This is a genomic window from Staphylococcus petrasii (assembly GCF_002902565.1).
Taxonomy (GTDB): Bacteria; Bacillota; Bacilli; order Staphylococcales; family Staphylococcaceae; genus Staphylococcus; species Staphylococcus petrasii.
Window position 1 is genome coordinate 59,446 of record NZ_PPRC01000016.1, and the last position, 18,560, is coordinate 78,005.

The window sequence follows — 18,560 nt, forward strand, 5'->3', positions numbered from 1 at the left end:
TGTTTGTAGTGGCTAGCCAGCAAACTATCCAACATATTAAAAGATAATTAAAATTTACAATTTAGCAATTTAATTGAAAGAGAGTTAAACACCTATGAAATTTACTTCACTTACCCCTGATGAGTTTAAAGACTACGTTGAACAACATTTTTCTCATTATACTCAATCAACAGATTTATACCAATATCGAATTAAACATAATAAAGGCGTTCATTTAGTAGGCGTTAAAGAAGCTGGAAAAGTAATAGCTGCATGCTTATTAACTGATGCTCGTGCATTGAAAGTTTTTAAATATTTTTATACACACCGTGGACCAGTAATGGACTATTCTAATTTAGAACTAGTCAACTTTTTCTTTAAAAATTTAACTCGATATGTTCGTAGACGTAGAGGAATTTATATATTAGTGGATCCTTATGTTTTAGAACATTTAAGAACTGCAGATGGAGAAATTATAGAACGATTTAATAATAAACAGTGGTTTAAAGTAATGAAGCGTTTAGGTTATCAACATCAAGGTTTTACTACTGGCTATTCAGATATGAGTCAAATACGTTGGCATTCTATTTTAGATTTGAAGGACAAAACTGAACAACAAATTTTAAAAGATATGTCATACCAAACTAGAAGAAATATTTTAAAAACGTTAGAAATGGATGTTGAAGTTAAAACTTTAACTATTAATGAAACAAATAGATTTTATCGATTATTTCATATGGCTGAAGAGAAACATGGTTTCCATTTTCAAGAAGAGCCTTATTTCAAGCAAATGTTAGAAATTTATGGAGATAGAGCGTGTATAAAGTTAGCTTATATTGATTTAAATAAATATTTAAGATTGTTAAAGAATAAAATAGTAGAGTTAGAAGCTACTATTAATGAATTGAAAAAAACATTGGAAACTAACTCTAATTCGAAAAAGAATAAAACCAAATATCAGCAATTAACACAACAATTAGAAAGTGTATGTAAAAAAGTAGCCAAAACCGAACAGTTAATCATAACAGACGGAACGTTACTCGATTTAGCAGCAGCATTATTTATTTACAATAACCATGAAATGTATTACTTATCTAGTGGCTCTAATCCTAAGTATAATGAATTTATGGGTGCTTACCGATTACAGTGGGACATGATTCTCTTTGCAAAAGAGAAAGGAATACCACGCTATAATTTCTATGGAAAAACTGAGAATTCGGTGAAAACGCAGAAGATTACGGTGTTCAACAATTTAAAAAAGGTTTTAATGCATTTGTTGAAGAGTATGTAGGCGATTTTATTAAACCTGTTAACAAATTTTTATATAAACTGTATAAGAAATAAAGAAAATTGATGTAGAGAAGAAAGAAATAGAAATCTCTACTCTTTTTTATTAAGGAGAAAAGTAGGATTAGTTTACATAAGGAATGGCGAGGTTTTACTCATTAAATTTTGATTTAATTTTTAAAGCGAATTGTCTTACAAATGAAATTTTTTTACGAATAATTTGTACTATAATAGTTACAAAGGAGAAAACATCATGTCAGACAACGAAATAGTTTTATTGAAACTTAGATGGGCTGGGTATTCAACACAACAGATCCATCAATTATTAAACTTGTATCCTGATTATTTAAGTTTTTCATTCAGAGATCAAGTAGATACTTTAAGAACTTGGGAAAATCTTTATACTAAAAAAGAACTTGTAGACCGATTTATTAAAGTTAACATCAACGAAATTATAGATCATTTATCAAGTCATCATATGAAATTTATTTCTTCATTTAATGCTTCTTATTCTCCGCTACTCAAGCAAATTTATGATTATCCATTGATTTTATTTTATAAAGGAAATATCAATTTACTATCTTCTACTAATACATTAGGCGTTGTTGGCTCACGTGTCGCTACTCAATATTCCTCTCACGCCATGCAATATCTCTTCTCAAACTTCACTCATATACCTCTTACTATTGTTTCAGGACTAGCTAAAGGTGCAGATAGTTTAGCACATCATTACGCGTTAAAGTTTAATTTACCTACTATTGCGGTTTTAGGTCATGGTCATTTAAAACACTATCCTAAAGAAACTGAAAAACTACGATATATAATTGAAGAAAAAGGATTAGTTATTAGTGAATATCCACCATTTGTTAATATTACAAGGTATCACTTTCCACAACGTAATCGTCTAATTAGTGGTTTATCAAAAGGGGTTCTAATTACTGAAGCAGGTATTAAAAGCGGTAGCCAAATCACGATAGATTGTGCGATTGAACAAAATAGAAATGTATATGTATTACCAGGCTCTATGTTTAACCCATTAACAAAAGGAAACTTGTTAAGAGCTCAAGAAGGAGCAATGATAGTTTCAGAAGCACAAGATATATTGAATGATTATTAAGTATGGTCAATTTTTAAAAAATTGCTAAAATTGTTATAAATGATAATTTATATTGCGAAATAAGTTGATATTATATGTTAATAGAAACTAATTTAAATGGTGATCAAAAACGAATTTAATTAAAGTTAAATATTGACAAAATCAAAATCGACCGTTTATCATTTATCTTTAGTAATTGAAAAAGCAAGGGGGAATTCACTTTGGCAGATAATTTAGTCATAGTTGAGTCGCCTGCAAAAGCTAAAACCATTGAAAAATATTTAGGTAAAAAATATAAAGTTATTGCTTCTATGGGACATGTTCGTGACTTACCAAGAAGTCAAATGGGTGTCGATGTAGAAGATAATTATGAACCAAAATATATTACTATTCGCGGTAAAGGTCCCGTCGTTAAAGATTTGAAAAAACATGCTAAGAAAGCGAAAAAAGTTTTCCTAGCGAGTGACCCCGACCGTGAAGGTGAAGCGATTGCTTGGCATTTATCAAAAATTTTAGAACTTGATGATACAAAAGAAAACAGAGTAGTATTTAATGAAATTACAAAAGACGCGGTTAAAGAAAGTTTTAAGCATCCACGTGATATTCAAATGGATTTAGTAGATGCTCAACAAGCGCGTCGTATTTTAGATAGATTAGTAGGTTATAACATTTCTCCAGTATTATGGAAGAAAGTAAAAAAAGGTTTATCAGCAGGACGTGTGCAATCAGTAGCATTAAGATTAGTGATTGATAGAGAAAATAAAATTCGCAATTTCAAACCTGAAGAATATTGGACAATTGAAGGCGAATTTAGATATAAAAAATCAAAATTTAATGCGAAATTTTTACATTATAAAAATAAACCATTTAAATTAAAGACTAAGAAAGATGTAGAAAAAATCACAGCTGAACTTAATGGCGATGAATTTGAAATTACGAATGTAAACAAAAAAGAAAAAACAAGAAATCCAGCTAATCCTTTTACAACTTCAACACTTCAACAAGAAGCGGCGCGTAAATTAAACTTTAAAGCACGTAAAACGATGATGCTTGCGCAACAATTGTATGAAGGTATTGATTTAAAAAGACAAGGGACAGTTGGTTTAATTACTTACATGCGTACAGACTCTACACGTATTTCTCAATCAGCTAAAGACGAAGCGAAAAATTATATTGAAGATAAATACGGAAAAGAGTATGTTTCTCGTCGTACAGCTAAAGGCAAACAAGGGGACCAAGATGCCCATGAGGCAATTCGTCCTACAAGTACATTACGTACGCCTGATGAAATGAAAGCGTATTTAACTCGTGATCAACATCGTTTATATAAATTAATTTGGGAACGTTTTGTAGCGAGTCAAATGGCACCAGCTATTTTAGATACTGTAGCTTTAGACGTCACTCAAAATGACATTAAGTTTAGAGCTAATGGACAAACTATTAAATTTAAAGGCTTTATGACTTTATATGTTGAAGCTAAAGACGATAAAGAAAATGAAAAAGAAAACAAATTACCAAAATTAAGTGAAGGCGATAAAGTTACTGCAACACAGATTGAACCATCACAACACTTTACACAACCACCTCCACGTTATACAGAAGCACGTCTAGTTAAAACATTAGAAGAATTGAAAATCGGTAGACCATCAACGTATGCACCGACAATTGATACAATTCAAAAAAGAAATTATGTAAAACTTGAAAGTAAACGATTTGTACCTACTGAATTAGGTGAAATTGTGTATGAACAAGTTAGAGATTACTTCCCAGAAATCATAGATGTAGAATTTACAGTTAATATGGAAACACTTTTAGATAAAATTGCTGAAGGTGATATTGGCTGGAGAAAAGTAATTGATAATTTCTATGGCAGTTTCAAATTAGATGTTGAACGTGCTGAAGAGGAAATGGAAAAAGTTGAAATCAAAGACGAGCCAGCTGGAGAAGATTGCGAAGTCTGTGGTTCGCCAATGGTTATTAAAATGGGCCGTTACGGTAAATTTATGGCTTGTTCTAATTTCCCTGATTGTAGAAATACTAAAGCTATTGTTAAAACAATTGGCGTTACTTGCCCTAAATGTAAAGATGGCGATGTAGTAGAAAGAAAATCTAAGAAAAATAGATTATTCTACGGCTGTTCAAATTATCCAGAGTGCGACTTTATTTCATGGGATAAACCAGTAGGGCGTGATTGTCCAAAATGTAATCACTATCTTATGGAACATAAGAAAGGACGTAGCTCTCAAGTTATTTGTTCAAATTGTGACTATAAAGAAGAAGTTCAGAAATAGAAATTTTAAGGAGGATCAATATGAGTCAAACCGTTAACGTAGTTGGTGCAGGTTTAGCTGGTTCAGAAGCTGCTTACCAATTAGCACAACGAGGAATTAAAGTTAACCTAATTGAAATGCGTCCAGTGAAACAAACACCAGCGCACCATACTGATAAATTTGCTGAATTAGTATGTTCTAACTCATTGAGAGGTAATGCATTAACAAACGGCGTAGGTGTATTAAAAGAAGAAATGAGACGCTTAGACTCATTAATCATTGCAGCTGCTGATAAAGCTAGAGTACCAGCAGGAGGCGCTTTAGCTGTTGATAGACATGACTTTTCAGGATACATCACTGACACATTAAGAAATCATCCAAATGTGACTGTATTAAATGAAGAAATTCATAGCATCCCAGAAGGCTATACAATCATTGCTACTGGACCATTAACTACTGAGAACTTAGCTAAAGAAATCGTAGAAATTACTGGCAAAGACCAATTATATTTCTATGATGCTGCAGCGCCTATTATTGAAAAAGATTCAATTGATATGGATAAAGTGTATCTAAAATCACGTTATGATAAAGGTGAAGCGGCATACTTAAACTGTCCAATGACAGAAGAAGAGTTTAACCGTTTTTATGATGCAGTGCTTGAAGCGGAAGTTGCGCCAACAAATGAATTTGAAAAAGAAAAATATTTCGAAGGTTGTATGCCTTTTGAAGTAATGGCTGAACGTGGTCGTAAAACATTATTATTCGGACCTATGAAACCAGTTGGTCTTGAAGATCCTAAAACAGGTAAACGCCCATATGCAGTTGTACAATTACGTCAAGACGATGCGGCTGGTACACTTTATAATATTGTTGGTTTCCAAACGCATTTAAAATGGGGCGCGCAAAAAGAAGTTATCCGATTAATTCCAGGCTTAGAAAATGTTGATATCGTAAGATACGGTGTAATGCACAGAAACACGTTCATTAATTCACCAGATGTTTTAAATGAAAAATATGAGTTAATTAATGAGAAAAGAATTCAATTTGCTGGTCAAATGACTGGTGTTGAAGGTTATGTTGAAAGTGCAGCAAGTGGGCTTGTAGCTGGAATTAATTTAGCACATAAACTTCAAAATAAAGGCGAAGTTATTTTCCCTAGAGAAACAATGATAGGTAGTATGGCATATTATATTTCTCATGCTAAGAATGAAAAGAACTTCCAACCTATGAATGCTAATTTCGGCTTGCTTCCTTCATTAGAGAAACGTATTAAAGATAAAAAAGAACGTTACGAAGCACAAGCAAACAGAGCTTTAGAATATCTTGAGAACTATAAGAAGACACTATAAGTTTTAATTTATATATAAATTAAAATTGAGAATTATTATTTCGATATTTTGAACAATTCTCAAAAGATTTTGAATTCTATAGCTAATTATTTTAGTCCCTTCCATAATATATGCTACAATGCATATGATGGAGGGGATTTTTAAGTGGAAGAAATCCAAAAAACATTTTTAAATATGCTAAAAGTTGAAAGAAATTTCTCCGACCATACCTTAAAATCATATCATGATGATTTAGAGCAATTTAACCGCTTTCTAAATCAAGAAATGTTACAATTAAATACGTTTGAATATAAAGACGCTAGAAATTATTTAAGTTTTTTATATTCTCAAAATTTAAAAAGAACGACTGTATCTAGAAAAATATCAACGTTAAGAACATTTTATGAATTTTGGATGACTCAAGATGATTCAATCATTAATCCTTTCGTACAATTAGTTCACCCTAAAAAAGAACAATATCTACCTCAATTCTTTTACGAAGAAGAGATGGAGGCATTGTTTAAAACAGTAGCTAAAGATTCTAAAAAAGGATTAAGAGATCGAGTTATTTTGGAATTATTATATGCAACAGGCATACGTGTTTCAGAATTAGTAAATATTAAACTTACTGATATAGATATGTCATTACCAGGCGTTAAAGTTCTGGGAAAAGGTAATAAAGAACGCTTTGTTCCATTTGGAGAATTTTGTCGACAAAGCATTGAACAATATTTAAATGAATTTAAACCCGTTCAACACAAAACACATCCCTACTTAATAGTGAATATGAATGGCGATCCAATTACGGTTAGGGGAATTCGATATGTACTCAATGATGTAGTTAAACGTACTGCAGGAGTAACTGAAATCCATCCCCATAAGCTAAGACATACGTTTGCTACTCACTTATTAAATCAAGGAGCAGATTTGCGAACAGTTCAATCTTTGTTGGGCCATGTAAATCTTTCTACAACTGGAAAGTACACACATGTATCAAATCAACAATTACGCAAAGTATATTTAAACGCACATCCTCGAGCGAAAAAGGAGAGTAAATAAATGAGCAAGACATCATTACATGCTACAACTATTTATGCAGTCAGACATAATGGAGAAGCAGCGATGGCAGGAGATGGCCAAGTTACACTTGGTGAACAAGTCATCATGAAACAAACTGCCCGTAAAGTTAGACGTTTATATGAAGGTAAAGTATTAGCAGGATTTGCAGGAAGCGTAGCTGATGCATTTACTTTATTTGAAAAGTTTGAAACTAAATTACAACAATTTAGTGGTAACTTGGAACGTGCAGCTGTTGAATTAGCTCAAGAATGGCGAGGAGATAAGCAATTACGTCAACTTGAAGCCATGCTTATTGTTATGGATAAAGATGCAATATTAGTAGTTAGTGGTACAGGAGAAGTTATTGCACCAGATGATGATTTAATCGCCATTGGTTCTGGTGGTAACTATGCATTAAGTGCTGGTAGAGCATTGAAACGTCACGCTACACACATGTCTGCTAAAGAAATGGCTTATGAAAGTTTAAAAGTAGCCTCTGATATATGTGTATTTACAAACGATAATATTATCGTGGAAACTTTATAATAGTTTAATAAATAATGGGAATGAATAGATATGGACATACATTTAGTTGGAGGTAATAATTAATGGATGCAAACGGTATAAAATTAACACCTAAAGATATCGTATCTAAATTAGATGAATATATTGTTGGCCAAGATGATGCGAAACGTAAAGTAGCAATCGCTTTAAGAAACAGATATAGAAGAAGCCTTCTTGACGATGAAACTAAACAAGAAATCGCACCTAAAAACATTTTAATGATTGGTCCAACAGGTGTAGGTAAAACTGAAATCGCACGTCGAATGGCTAAAATTGTAGGCGCACCATTTATTAAAGTGGAAGCTACTAAATTTACTGAAGTAGGTTATGTAGGTCGCGATGTTGAGAGTATGGTAAGAGACTTAGTAGATGTCGCAGTACGATTAGTGAAGGATCAAAAGAAAGCTTTAGTTAAAGATGAAGCTACTGAAAAAGCTAATGAAAAATTAGTAAAACTTTTAGTTCCTAGTATGAAGAAAAAAGCATCACAAAATAATAATCCACTTGAATCACTTTTAGGCGGCACACTTCCAAACTTTGGTAATAATGATGATGAGGAAGAAGAAGCACCAACTGAAGAAATTAAAACGAAACGTTCTGAAATCAAAAAACAACTTTTAGATGGTAAACTTGAAGAAGAGAAAGTTAGAATCAAAGTTGAGCAAGATCCAGGCGCATTAGGCATGTTAGGTACAAACCAAAATCAACAAATGCAAGACATGATGAATCAACTTATGCCTAAACGTAAAGTTGAACGTGTTGTTCCAGTGAAAACGGCACGTAAGATTTTAATAGATGACTTTGCTGATGAATTAATCGACCAAGAAACAGCTAATCAAGAAGCGTTAGAATTAGCCGAACAAATGGGAATCATCTTCATAGATGAAATCGATAAAGTTGCGACAAATAATTCTAATAGTGGTCAAGATGTGTCAAGACAAGGTGTACAACGTGATATTTTACCAATCCTTGAAGGTAGCATGATTCAAACGAAATATGGTACCGTAAACACTGAACATATGCTATTTATAGGGGCTGGAGCGTTCCATGTTTCAAAACCTAGTGATTTAATTCCTGAATTACAAGGTCGTTTCCCAATTAGAGTGGAACTTGAAAGCTTAACAGTAAATGACTTCTTCAGAATTTTAACTGAACCTAAATTATCACTTATTAAACAATATGAAGCTTTACTAAAAACTGAAGATGTGACTGTGAACTTCTCTGAGGAAGCGATTACTCGTTTAGCAGAGATGGCGTATCAAGTTAACCAAGATACGGACAACATTGGTGCACGCCGCTTGCACACAATTTTAGAAAAAATGTTAGAAGATTTATCGTATGAAGCACCAAATATGCCGAATGCGGTTGTAGATATAACACCTCAATATGTTGATGATAAATTGAAATCTATTTCAACTAATAAAGATTTAAGTGCATTTATTTTATAATATAAATAAAGGAGAAATTTTATGAGCTTATTATCTAAAACTAGAGAATTAAATACGTTATTACAAAAACATAAAGGTATAGCTGTAGACTTTAAAGATGTTGCCCAAACAATTAGTAACGTAACAGTGACAAACGTGTTTATCGTGTCACGTAGAGGAAAAATCTTAGGTTCAAGTTTAAATGAACTTTTAAAAAGTGAAAGAATCAGTGAAATGTTAGAAAGCAAACACATTCCAAGCGAATATACTGAACTATTAATGGATGTTAAACAAACAGAATCTAACATTAAAATTGACAATGAATTAACTGTTTTCCCTCCTGAAGATAAAGATACTTTCATTAACAGTCGTACTACTGTTTTCCCAATTTTAGGTGGTGGAGAACGTCTAGGTACATTAGTTTTAGGACGTGTAGAAGACGACTTCAATGAAAATGATTTAGTTTTAGGCGAATATGCAGCCACAGTAATTGGTATGGAAATCCTTCGTGAAAAACACAACGAAGTGGAAAAAGAAGCACGTGATAAAGCAGCTATCACAATGGCAATTAATTCACTTTCTTATTCTGAAAAAGAAGCAATCGAACACATTTTTGAAGAATTAGGCGGTAATGAAGGATTATTAATCGCATCTAAAGTTGCTGATAGAGTAGGTATTACGCGTTCTGTAATCGTAAACGCGTTACGTAAACTTGAAAGTGCTGGTGTGATCGAATCTCGATCGTTAGGAATGAAAGGTACATTCATTAAAGTCAAAAAAGAAAAATTCTTAGATGAATTAGAACGTAACAAATAATTGATGTGAATCATTTTTAATTTAAATAGTTAATAGAAACGAGCGGAGTTAATCTTATTGATAAGTTGACTTGAAGGCTCGTTTTTATTTTCAAGAAAAAATAAATGATATTAAATCAGTCGTTGCACTAGCAAAAAAATTATGGTATTATTATTGACGGCTATAAAGCCAATACACACATGATAAACGTATATGCAAAGGGTGCAATTCTAAGAATTGTCTTTACATTAGTTTATTATGGAGGTAAATAACCAATAGGAGGAATTTAAAATGGCAGTAATTTCAATGAAACAATTACTAGAAGCCGGTGTTCACTTCGGTCACCAAACACGCCGTTGGAACCCAAAAATGAAAAAATATATCTTCACTGAAAGAAATGGTATCTATATCATTGACTTACAAAAAACAGTGAAAAAAGTTGAAGAAGCTTACAATTTCTTAAAACAAGTATCAGAAGATGGCGGTAAAGTCTTATTCGTAGGTACTAAAAAACAAGCACAAGAATCAGTTAAAGCTGAAGCTGAACGTGCTGGACAATTCTACGTTAACCAAAGATGGTTAGGCGGAATTTTAACTAACTACAAAACAATTTCTAAACGTATTAAACGTATTTCTGAAATCGAAAAAATGGAAGAAGACGGTTTATTCGAAGTATTACCTAAAAAAGAAGTTGTTGAACTTAAAAAAGAATACGACCGTTTAATCAAATTCTTAGGCGGTATTCGTGATATGAAATCAATGCCTCAAGCATTATTCGTAGTTGACCCTCGTAAAGAGCGCAACGCGATTGCTGAAGCACGTAAATTAAATATCCCAATCGTTGGTATTGTTGACACTAACTGTGATCCTGATGAAATCGATTACGTTATCCCAGCGAACGATGATGCTATCCGTGCCGTTAAATTATTAACTGGTAAAATGGCAGACGCTGTCTTAGAAGGTCAACAAGGTATTTCTAACGATGAAGTAGCTGCAGAACAAAACATCGATTTAGATGAAAAAGAACAATCTCAAGAAGCAGAATCAACTGAAGAAAATACTACTGTTGAATCAAACTAAGATATAGTTTAAATGGGTGATAAGATGTAATGCTTATCGCCCTTTTTTCAAATATAAAACATTTAACAACTTAAAAAATATTCATTAAATAATAATAGAGTATTGGAAATTAGAGTGCCTTTAATGGTAATATTTAATTATCATCTATTATTACAATTAGACATATTGGAGGAATAATTAATGGCAATTTCAGCAAAACTTGTAAAAGAATTACGTGAAAGAACTGGCGCTGGTATGATGGATTGTAAAAAAGCGCTAACTGAAACTGATGGTGACATCGATAAAGCGATTGATTACTTACGTGAAAAAGGTATCGCTAAAGCAGCTAAAAAAGCTGACCGTATCGCAGCAGAAGGTTTAGTGCACGTTGAAGTAAGAGGTAATGAAGCTGCAATCGTTGAAATCAACTCTGAAACAGACTTCGTTGCTCGTAATGAAGGTTTCCAAGAATTAGTAAAAGAAATTGCTAACCAAGTTCTTGAAAGCAAAGCTGAAACAGTTGAAGCTTTATTAGAAACTAAATTATCAAGTGGTCAAACAGTTGATGAAAGAATGAAAGAAGCTATCTCAACTATCGGTGAAAAATTAAGCATCCGTCGTTTTGCTATCAGAACTAAATCTGACAACGATGCATTCGGTGCATACTTACACATGGGTGGACGTATTGGTGTGTTAACTGTTGTTGAAGGTACAACTGATGAAGAAGCAGCTAAAGACGTTGCTATGCACATCGCAGCAATCAACCCTAAATATGTTTCATCTGATCAAGTAAGTGAAGAAGAAATCAGCCACGAAAGAGAAGTATTAAAACAACAAGCATTAAATGAAGGTAAACCTGAAAACATCGTTGAAAAAATGGTTGAAGGACGTTTACGTAAATATCTTCAAGAAATTTGTGCAGTTGATCAAAACTTCGTTAAAGATCCAGACCAAACAGTTGAAGCTTTCTTAAAATCTAAAGGTGGTAAACTTGTAGACTTCGTACGTTATGAAGTAGGCGAAGGTATGGAAAAACGTGAAGAAAACTTTGCTGACGAAGTAAAAGGACAAATGAAATAATCTTTCAACATTACTAAACAAGAAAGAAGGCACCTTTGAGTTTTTCTATTAGATAAAGTCTCTACTTTATCTTAGAAGACGCGTTCGTGTCTTCTTTACTTGTATATATTACATATTTTTACAATAGAGAGGAAAAAACAATGGCGCAAACTTCTAAATATAAACGTGTAGTCTTAAAACTTAGCGGTGAGGCACTTGCAGGAGATAAAGGCTTTGGAATTAATCCAATGATTATTAAAAGCGTAGCTGAACAAGTAGCTGAAGTAGCTAAAATGGATTGTGAAATTGCTGTAATTGTTGGCGGCGGCAATATCTGGAGAGGTAAAACTGGTAGCGATTTAGGTATGGACCGTGGTACAGCTGATTATATGGGCATGTTAGCAACTGTAATGAATGCACTTGCTTTACAAGATAGCCTTGAACAATTAGACTGTGACACTCGCGTATTAACTTCAATTGAAATGAAACAAGTTGCAGAACCTTACATCCGTCGTCGTGCTATCAGACACTTAGAGAAAAAACGTGTGGTTATTTTTGCGGCTGGCATTGGTAACCCATACTTCTCTACAGATACTACTGCAGCATTACGTGCAGCAGAGGTTGAAGCTGATGTTATTTTAATGGGTAAAAATAATGTAGATGGCGTATATTCAGCTGACCCTAAAGTTGATAAAAATGCAGTGAAATATGATCACTTAACTCATATCCAAATGTTACAAGAAGGATTACAAGTTATGGATTCAACTGCTTCTTCATTCTGTATGGATAATAATATTCCATTAAATGTCTTCTCAATTATGGAAGAAGGAAATATTAAACGTGCAGTAATGGGAGAAAAAATCGGTACTTTAATTACTAAATAATTTGAGGTGTTAAACATGAGTGACATTATCCAAGATACTAAAGCTAGAATGAAAAAATCTATCGATAACTTATCACGTGAATTAGCTAATATCAGTGCAGGTAGAGCTAACTCTAACTTATTAAATGGTGTAACTGTTGACTATTATGGTGCGCCAACTCCTGTACAACAATTAGCAAGCATTAATGTGCCTGAAGCACGTTTATTAGTTATCTCTCCTTACGATAAAACATCTGTTGGTGATATTGAAAAAGCAATCATCGCTGCTAACTTAGGTGTTAACCCAACTAGTGATGGTGAAGTAATTCGTATCACTGTTCCAGCTTTAACAGAAGAGCGTCGTAAAGAATTAGTTAAAAACGTGAAAAAAATCGGTGAAGATGCTAAAGTTTCAATTCGTAACATTCGCCGTGACATTAACGATCAATTGAAAAAAGACGAAAAAAATGGCGATATTACTGAAGATGACTTAAGAAGTCAAACTGAAGATGTTCAAAAAGCGACTGATAATTCTATTAAAGAAATTGATCAATTAGTAGAAGATAAAGAAAAAGATATCATGTCTGTATAATTTAGAATATTAATAACGTTTAATTATTCATATATTTTGTGAATTTACCGTATTATTAATTATGATAGTACAATAATCATTTTAGTCTAAACTGTGCCAATTCAGACTTTGGTACAGTTTTTTAATTTGCTTATTCAATGCCATTATCGAGTATGATAAAATGATAGATGATTTCTTTAATAACTAATATAATATAACAGAGATGATCAGGCTCGGAGGAAAGACCATGTTTAAAAAGCTAATACAAAGAAATAAGACTAAAATCACTCATAACGATGATTTAGATTTACATAATTTACCTGAACATGTAGCGATTATCATGGACGGAAATGGACGTTGGGCTAAAAAGCGTAAAATGCCTAGAATTAAAGGTCATTATGAAGGTATGCAAACAATAAAAAAAGTAACGCGTGAAGCAAGCAACTTAGGTATTAAATACTTAACTTTATACGCTTTTTCAACGGAAAATTGGTCTAGACCTGAAAATGAAGTTAATTATATCATGAATTTACCTGTTAATTTTTTAAAAACTTTTCTACCAGAATTAATAGAAAAAAATGTCCAAATTGAAACAATTGGGTTTTTAGAGGCAGTGCCTCAATCAACAATTGATGCTATTGAACATGCAAAAGCGAAAACAAAAGATAATACAGGTTTGAAATTAATATTTGCCATTAATTATGGTGGACGAGCTGAAATTGTTCAAAGTATGAAATCAATTTATGATGAGCTTCAAAATAATGGTCAGGATAGTAATGACATCGACGAAACAATGATATCGAAACATTTAATGACGCATCCCTACCCAGATCCTGAATTATTAATTCGCACTTCTGGTGAACAACGCATTAGTAACTTTTTAATTTGGCAATCTTCTTATAGTGAATTTATATTTAATGAGAAGTTATGGCCAGATTTTGATGCTGAGGAATTTAAAAAATGTTTAAAAATATACCAATCTCGTCAAAGACGATTTGGAGGATTAAGTAAGGAGTAGCGTATGAAAGTTAGAACTTTAACCGCGATTATAGCTTTAATTATATTTCTACCTATCTTGTTAAAAGGTGGAACTATTTTAATGTTATTTGCTTATCTGCTAGCTTTAATCGCCTTAAAAGAACTGTTGAATATGAATATGATTAAATTGTTGTCTATTCCAGGGATATTTAGTGCGTTAGCGTTAATTATAATTATGCTACCGCAAGATGCTGGCCAATGGGTAAATGATGTTCAGCTAAAAAGTTTAATCGCAATGAGCTTTATATTATTAAGTTATACTGTACTTTCTAAAAATAGATTTAGTTTTATGGATGCAGCATTTTGTTTAATGTCAGTTGCTTATGTAGGCATTGGCTTCATGTATTTTTATGCTACACGTGAAGATGGCTTGCACTATATACTATATGCATTTTTAGTTGTATGGTTAACTGATACAGGCGCATATATATTTGGTCGTTTAATGGGCAAACATAAATTATGGCCTGTCATTAGCCCGAATAAAACAATTGAAGGTTTTATTGGTGGGTTAATTTGTAGTTTAATTGTGCCACTAGTTATGCTATTTTTCGTTGATTTCCACTTAAATATTTGGTTATTGTTACTTGTAACGATAATCTTAAGTATGTTTGGCCAACTCGGTGATTTAGTGGAATCAGGATTTAAACGTCACTTCGGTGTAAAAGATTCAGGCAGAATTTTACCTGGACACGGCGGTATACTAGACCGTTTTGATAGTTTTATGTTTGTGTTACCTTTACTCAACATATTATTAATACAAATATAGTAAGAATTTAACGTAATATTTATTTTTAAAAAATGAATAATGGTATAATTGAGGAGTTATTGAATTTACTGTTGATTAGAAGCATTCAATCACGTAATTCTTAACTCCTTTTCTCAAAGGTAATAATATTACTTGAAAAATTCTGCAAAATCATACATAATCTACAACATTCTTATAACTTGAATAGACGTAGATAAATTTAATTAATTGAGGTGTAGCGAGTGAGTTATTTAGTCACTATTGTCTCATTTATTATCGTATTTGGCGTGCTTGTAACGGTACATGAATATGGTCATATGTTCTTTGCTAAACGTGCAGGGATTATGTGTCCAGAATTTGCGATTGGTATGGGACCGAAAATTTTTAGTTTCCGCAAAGACGAAACACTTTATACTATCCGTTTATTACCTGTGGGTGGCTATGTAAGAATGGCTGGAGATGGTCTTGAAGAACCGCCCGTTGAGCCAGGTATGAATGTAAAAATAAAATTAAATGACCAAGATGAAATTACACATATTATTTTAGATGATCAACATAAGTTTCAAAAAATTGAAGCTATTGAAGTAAAGCAATGTGATTTTAAAGACGACTTATTTATAGAAGGTATTACGTCTTATGATAATGAAAGACATCACTTTAATATCGCTAAGAAAGCTTATTTTGTTGAAAATGGTAGTCTAATTCAAATTGCGCCAAGAAATCGCCAATTTGCTCATAAAAAGCCGCTACCCAAATTTTTAACATTATTTGCAGGGCCATTATTTAACTTCCTTTTAGCTATCGTGTTATTTATCGGTTTAGCTTATTATCAAGGAACGCCTACAACTACGGTTAATCAATTGGCGGATAACTATCCAGCACAACAAGCTGGTTTAAAAACAGGCGATAAAATTTTACAATTAGGCAGTCATAAGGTAGATAATTTTGAAGATATTGAAAAAGCTGCCGATCAAATTAAAGACCATAAGACAACGTTAAAAGTTGAACGTGATGGTAAGGTTAAAACGTTAGACATTACACCTAAAAAACAAGTAATTAAGCAAACAAAAATGAACTCAGTTACAAAATATGTGCTAGGTTTCCAACCTAAAAATGAGCACTCATTGTTTAAACCTATTCCAGCTGGTATTGAAAACTTTGTTAATGCAAGTACAGTCATTTTCAAAGCAGTAGGTACAATGATAGCAAGTATCTTCACAGGTGGATTCACATTTGACATGCTTAATGGACCAGTGGGTATATATCATAATGTCGATTCAGTGGTGAAACAAGGTGTCATCGCACTTACGTTCTACACTGCATTATTAAGTGTAAACTTAGGTATAATGAACTTATTACCAATTCCAGCGCTTGATGGCGGTAGAATTTTATTTGTTATTTATGAAGCTATTTTCAGAAGACCAGTGAATAAAAAAGCAGAAACAGCTATCATAGCTGTTGGGGCAATATTTGTAGTAATTATTATGGTACTGGTTACTTGGAACGATATACAACGCTATTTCTTATAATTTAGGAGGAGAATGATATGAAACAATCAAAAGTATTCATACCAACGATGCGAGAAGTTCCTGCAGAAGCAGAAGCTTTAAGTCATCAATTATTATTAAAAGCAGGATTAATCAAACAAAGTACAAGTGGTATTTATAGTTATTTACCATTAGCAACACGCGTATTAAATAATATTTCTAAAATTATTCGTGAAGAAATGGAAAGTGTCGATGCAGTTGAAATCTTAATGCCTGCACTTCAACAAGCTGAGTTGTGGGAAGAGTCAGGTCGTTGGGGAGCGTATGGCCCTGAGTTAATGCGTTTAAAAGATCGTAATGGTAGAGAATTTGCATTAGGACCAACACACGAAGAAGTTGTAACTTCAATCGTACGTGATGAACTTAAATCTTATAAACGTTTACCAATTACTTTATTCCAAATTCAATCTAAATTCCGTGATGAGAAACGTCCACGCTTTGGATTATTACGTGGTAGAGAATTCATTATGAAAGATGCTTATTCTTTCCATGCAGATGAAGAATCATTAGATCAAACATACCAAGATATGTATAACGCTTATAGCCGTATATTTAAGCGTGTAGGAATCAATGCACGTCCAGTTGTAGCGGATTCAGGTGCTATCGGTGGTAACCACACACACGAATTTATGGCGTTAAGTAAAATTGGTGAAGACACAATCGTTTATAGTGAAAAGAGTGATTATGCAGCCAATATCGAAAAAGCAGAAGTGGTTTATCATCCTAATGAAAAACATACAGACGTCGCTGAATTAAGCAAAATTGAAACACCAAACGTTAAAACTGCCCAAGAATTAGCTGACTTCTTAAATCGTCCAGTAGATGAAATTGTTAAAACAATGATCTTCAAAGTAGATGGCGAATTTATTATGTTCTTAGTAAGAGGTCATCACGAATTAAACGATGTGAAAGTAAAATCATTCTTTGGTACTGATAATGTTGAAATGGCGTCTCAAGATGAAATAGTTAACTTATTAGGTGCTAACCCAGGTTCATTAGGTCCTATTCATGATAGAGAAATTAAAATCTATGCTGATAATTATGTAAAAGATTTAAATAACATCGTGGTAGGCGCAAATGAAGATGGCTACCATTATGTAAATGCAAATGTTGACCGTGATTTCAAGATTGATGAATATGGAGACTTCCGCTTCATTCTAGAAGGTGAACAACTAAGCGATGGTTCAGGTGAAGCTAAGTTCGCTGAAGGTATTGAAGTAGGACAAGTATTTAAACTTGGTACTAAATATTCAGAAGCGATGAATGCAACATTCTTAGATAATCAAGGTAAAGCACAACCGTTAATCATGGGTTGCTATGGTATCGGTGTTTCTAGAACACTAAGTGCGATTGTAGAACAAAATAATGATGAAAATGGTATTATCTGGCCTAAATCAGTGACACCATTTGATTTACATTTAATTACTATTAACCCTAAAAAAGAAGAACAACTTGAATTAGCTAACCAATTATATGCACAGTTCCAAGGTAAGTACGATGTGTTATATGATGACCGCCAAGAACGCGCAGGTGTTAAATTCAATGACGCTGATTTAATTGGTTTACCTGTTCGTGTTGTTGTAGGTAAAAATGCTTCTGAAGGAATCGTTGAAGTAAAAGTACGCCACACTGGCGAAAGCGAAGATGTGCATATTGATGATTTAGAAGCACACGTAGCTAAAATTTATGAAAACTTATAAAATTATTTAAAAGTATCATTAAAAGCGGTAAAAATGTTTGTGGCATTTTTACCGTTTTAATTATGTATGTAGAATTAATTTTCAAAAAATAAAGAAATAATCTGTACGAATGAAAAATGATAATTGAAGTAGTATAATAGATATCAAGTTTGTAAATGTAGGGTAGTTAGGAAC

Annotated in this window: 15 protein-coding genes and 1 pseudogene; all 16 read left to right on the forward strand. The window is 32.8% G+C overall.

The genetic code is table 11. From position 1 onward, the window contains the following. Window positions 1-94 precede the first annotated feature (94 nt). The 16 genes and pseudogenes from CD127_RS03680 (at window position 95) to CD127_RS03755 (ending at window position 18,386) form a co-directional block, all read left to right on the forward strand. A pseudogene (locus CD127_RS03680) lies at window positions 95-1,323 on the forward strand (aminoacyltransferase). Between the two features lie 196 nt (window positions 1,324-1,519). After that, a complete protein-coding gene (dprA, locus tag CD127_RS03685) occupies window positions 1,520-2,383 on the forward strand; it encodes a DNA-processing protein DprA (RefSeq protein ID WP_103365811.1) in 864 nt (287 codons plus the stop codon). 200 nt (window positions 2,384-2,583) lie between these two features. After that, on the forward strand, window positions 2,584-4,653 hold the full coding sequence (gene topA, locus CD127_RS03690; protein ID WP_103365812.1) for a type I DNA topoisomerase: 2,070 nt from the start codon (window positions 2,584-2,586) through the stop codon (window positions 4,651-4,653). 20 nt (window positions 4,654-4,673) lie between these two features. Continuing rightward, complete coding sequence (trmFO, locus tag CD127_RS03695; protein WP_103298958.1) at window positions 4,674-5,981, forward strand: FADH(2)-oxidizing methylenetetrahydrofolate--tRNA-(uracil(54)-C(5))-methyltransferase TrmFO; 1,308 nt, start codon at window positions 4,674-4,676, stop codon at window positions 5,979-5,981. A gap of 144 nt (window positions 5,982-6,125) precedes the next feature. Next, on the forward strand, window positions 6,126-7,019 hold the full coding sequence (gene xerC, locus CD127_RS03700) for a tyrosine recombinase XerC (protein ID WP_103365813.1): 894 nt from the start codon (window positions 6,126-6,128) through the stop codon (window positions 7,017-7,019). After that, window positions 7,020-7,565: an ATP-dependent protease subunit HslV gene (gene hslV / locus CD127_RS03705; protein WP_103296939.1), complete on the forward strand. Its 546-nt coding sequence runs from the start codon at window positions 7,020-7,022 to the stop codon at window positions 7,563-7,565. It begins immediately after the preceding gene. 62 nt (window positions 7,566-7,627) lie between these two features. After that, window positions 7,628-9,031: an ATP-dependent protease ATPase subunit HslU gene (gene hslU / locus CD127_RS03710; protein ID WP_103296940.1), complete on the forward strand. Its 1,404-nt coding sequence runs from the start codon at window positions 7,628-7,630 to the stop codon at window positions 9,029-9,031. Window positions 9,032-9,052: 21 nt separating this feature from the next. After that, window positions 9,053-9,826: a GTP-sensing pleiotropic transcriptional regulator CodY gene (gene codY / locus CD127_RS03715; protein ID WP_103296942.1), complete on the forward strand. Its 774-nt coding sequence runs from the start codon at window positions 9,053-9,055 to the stop codon at window positions 9,824-9,826. 270 nt (window positions 9,827-10,096) lie between these two features. Further along, window positions 10,097-10,885 (forward strand): 30S ribosomal protein S2, encoded by a 789-nt coding sequence (gene rpsB, locus CD127_RS03720; RefSeq protein WP_103296943.1) that lies wholly within the window; start codon window positions 10,097-10,099, stop codon window positions 10,883-10,885. 180 nt (window positions 10,886-11,065) lie between these two features. Next, window positions 11,066-11,944, forward strand: coding sequence for a translation elongation factor Ts (gene tsf / locus CD127_RS03725; protein WP_103365814.1), 879 nt, complete (start codon window positions 11,066-11,068; stop codon window positions 11,942-11,944). Window positions 11,945-12,084: 140 nt separating this feature from the next. Continuing rightward, entirely contained in the window at window positions 12,085-12,807 is a 723-nt protein-coding gene (pyrH, locus tag CD127_RS03730) for a UMP kinase (RefSeq protein ID WP_103296946.1), read from the forward strand. Between the two features lie 15 nt (window positions 12,808-12,822). Next, window positions 12,823-13,377: a ribosome recycling factor gene (gene frr, locus CD127_RS03735; RefSeq protein WP_103296947.1), complete on the forward strand. Its 555-nt coding sequence runs from the start codon at window positions 12,823-12,825 to the stop codon at window positions 13,375-13,377. Window positions 13,378-13,603: 226 nt separating this feature from the next. Then, window positions 13,604-14,374: an isoprenyl transferase gene (locus tag CD127_RS03740; protein WP_103296949.1), complete on the forward strand. Its 771-nt coding sequence runs from the start codon at window positions 13,604-13,606 to the stop codon at window positions 14,372-14,374. A 3-nt stretch (window positions 14,375-14,377) separates the two neighbouring features. After that, complete coding sequence (locus CD127_RS03745; RefSeq protein ID WP_103296950.1) at window positions 14,378-15,160, forward strand: phosphatidate cytidylyltransferase; 783 nt, start codon at window positions 14,378-14,380, stop codon at window positions 15,158-15,160. 221 nt (window positions 15,161-15,381) lie between these two features. Beyond that, on the forward strand, window positions 15,382-16,668 hold the full coding sequence (gene rseP, locus CD127_RS03750) for an RIP metalloprotease RseP (RefSeq protein ID WP_103365815.1): 1,287 nt from the start codon (window positions 15,382-15,384) through the stop codon (window positions 16,666-16,668). A 17-nt stretch (window positions 16,669-16,685) separates the two neighbouring features. Further along, window positions 16,686-18,386: a proline--tRNA ligase gene (locus CD127_RS03755; RefSeq protein ID WP_103365816.1), complete on the forward strand. Its 1,701-nt coding sequence runs from the start codon at window positions 16,686-16,688 to the stop codon at window positions 18,384-18,386. Window positions 18,387-18,560: the final 174 nt, after the last annotated feature.

What these genes read in the sequence shown, in the direction of transcription:
- dprA (WP_103365811.1), top strand. Translation starts at nt 1,520, where the DNA reads ATGTCAGACAACGAAATAGTTTTATTGAAACTTAGATGGGCTGGGTAT.
- trmFO (WP_103298958.1), top strand. Translation starts at nt 4,674, where the DNA reads ATGAGTCAAACCGTTAACGTAGTTGGTGCAGGTTTAGCTGGTTCAGAA.
- hslV (WP_103296939.1), top strand. Translation starts at nt 7,020, where the DNA reads ATGAGCAAGACATCATTACATGCTACAACTATTTATGCAGTCAGACAT.
- hslU (WP_103296940.1), top strand. Translation starts at nt 7,628, where the DNA reads ATGGATGCAAACGGTATAAAATTAACACCTAAAGATATCGTATCTAAA.
- codY (WP_103296942.1), top strand. Translation starts at nt 9,053, where the DNA reads ATGAGCTTATTATCTAAAACTAGAGAATTAAATACGTTATTACAAAAA.
- rpsB (WP_103296943.1), top strand. Translation starts at nt 10,097, where the DNA reads ATGGCAGTAATTTCAATGAAACAATTACTAGAAGCCGGTGTTCACTTC.
- tsf (WP_103365814.1), top strand. Translation starts at nt 11,066, where the DNA reads ATGGCAATTTCAGCAAAACTTGTAAAAGAATTACGTGAAAGAACTGGC.
- pyrH (WP_103296946.1), top strand. Translation starts at nt 12,085, where the DNA reads ATGGCGCAAACTTCTAAATATAAACGTGTAGTCTTAAAACTTAGCGGT.
- frr (WP_103296947.1), top strand. Translation starts at nt 12,823, where the DNA reads ATGAGTGACATTATCCAAGATACTAAAGCTAGAATGAAAAAATCTATC.
- CD127_RS03740 (WP_103296949.1), top strand. Translation starts at nt 13,604, where the DNA reads ATGTTTAAAAAGCTAATACAAAGAAATAAGACTAAAATCACTCATAAC.
- CD127_RS03745 (WP_103296950.1), top strand. Translation starts at nt 14,378, where the DNA reads ATGAAAGTTAGAACTTTAACCGCGATTATAGCTTTAATTATATTTCTA.
- CD127_RS03755 (WP_103365816.1), top strand. Translation starts at nt 16,686, where the DNA reads ATGAAACAATCAAAAGTATTCATACCAACGATGCGAGAAGTTCCTGCA.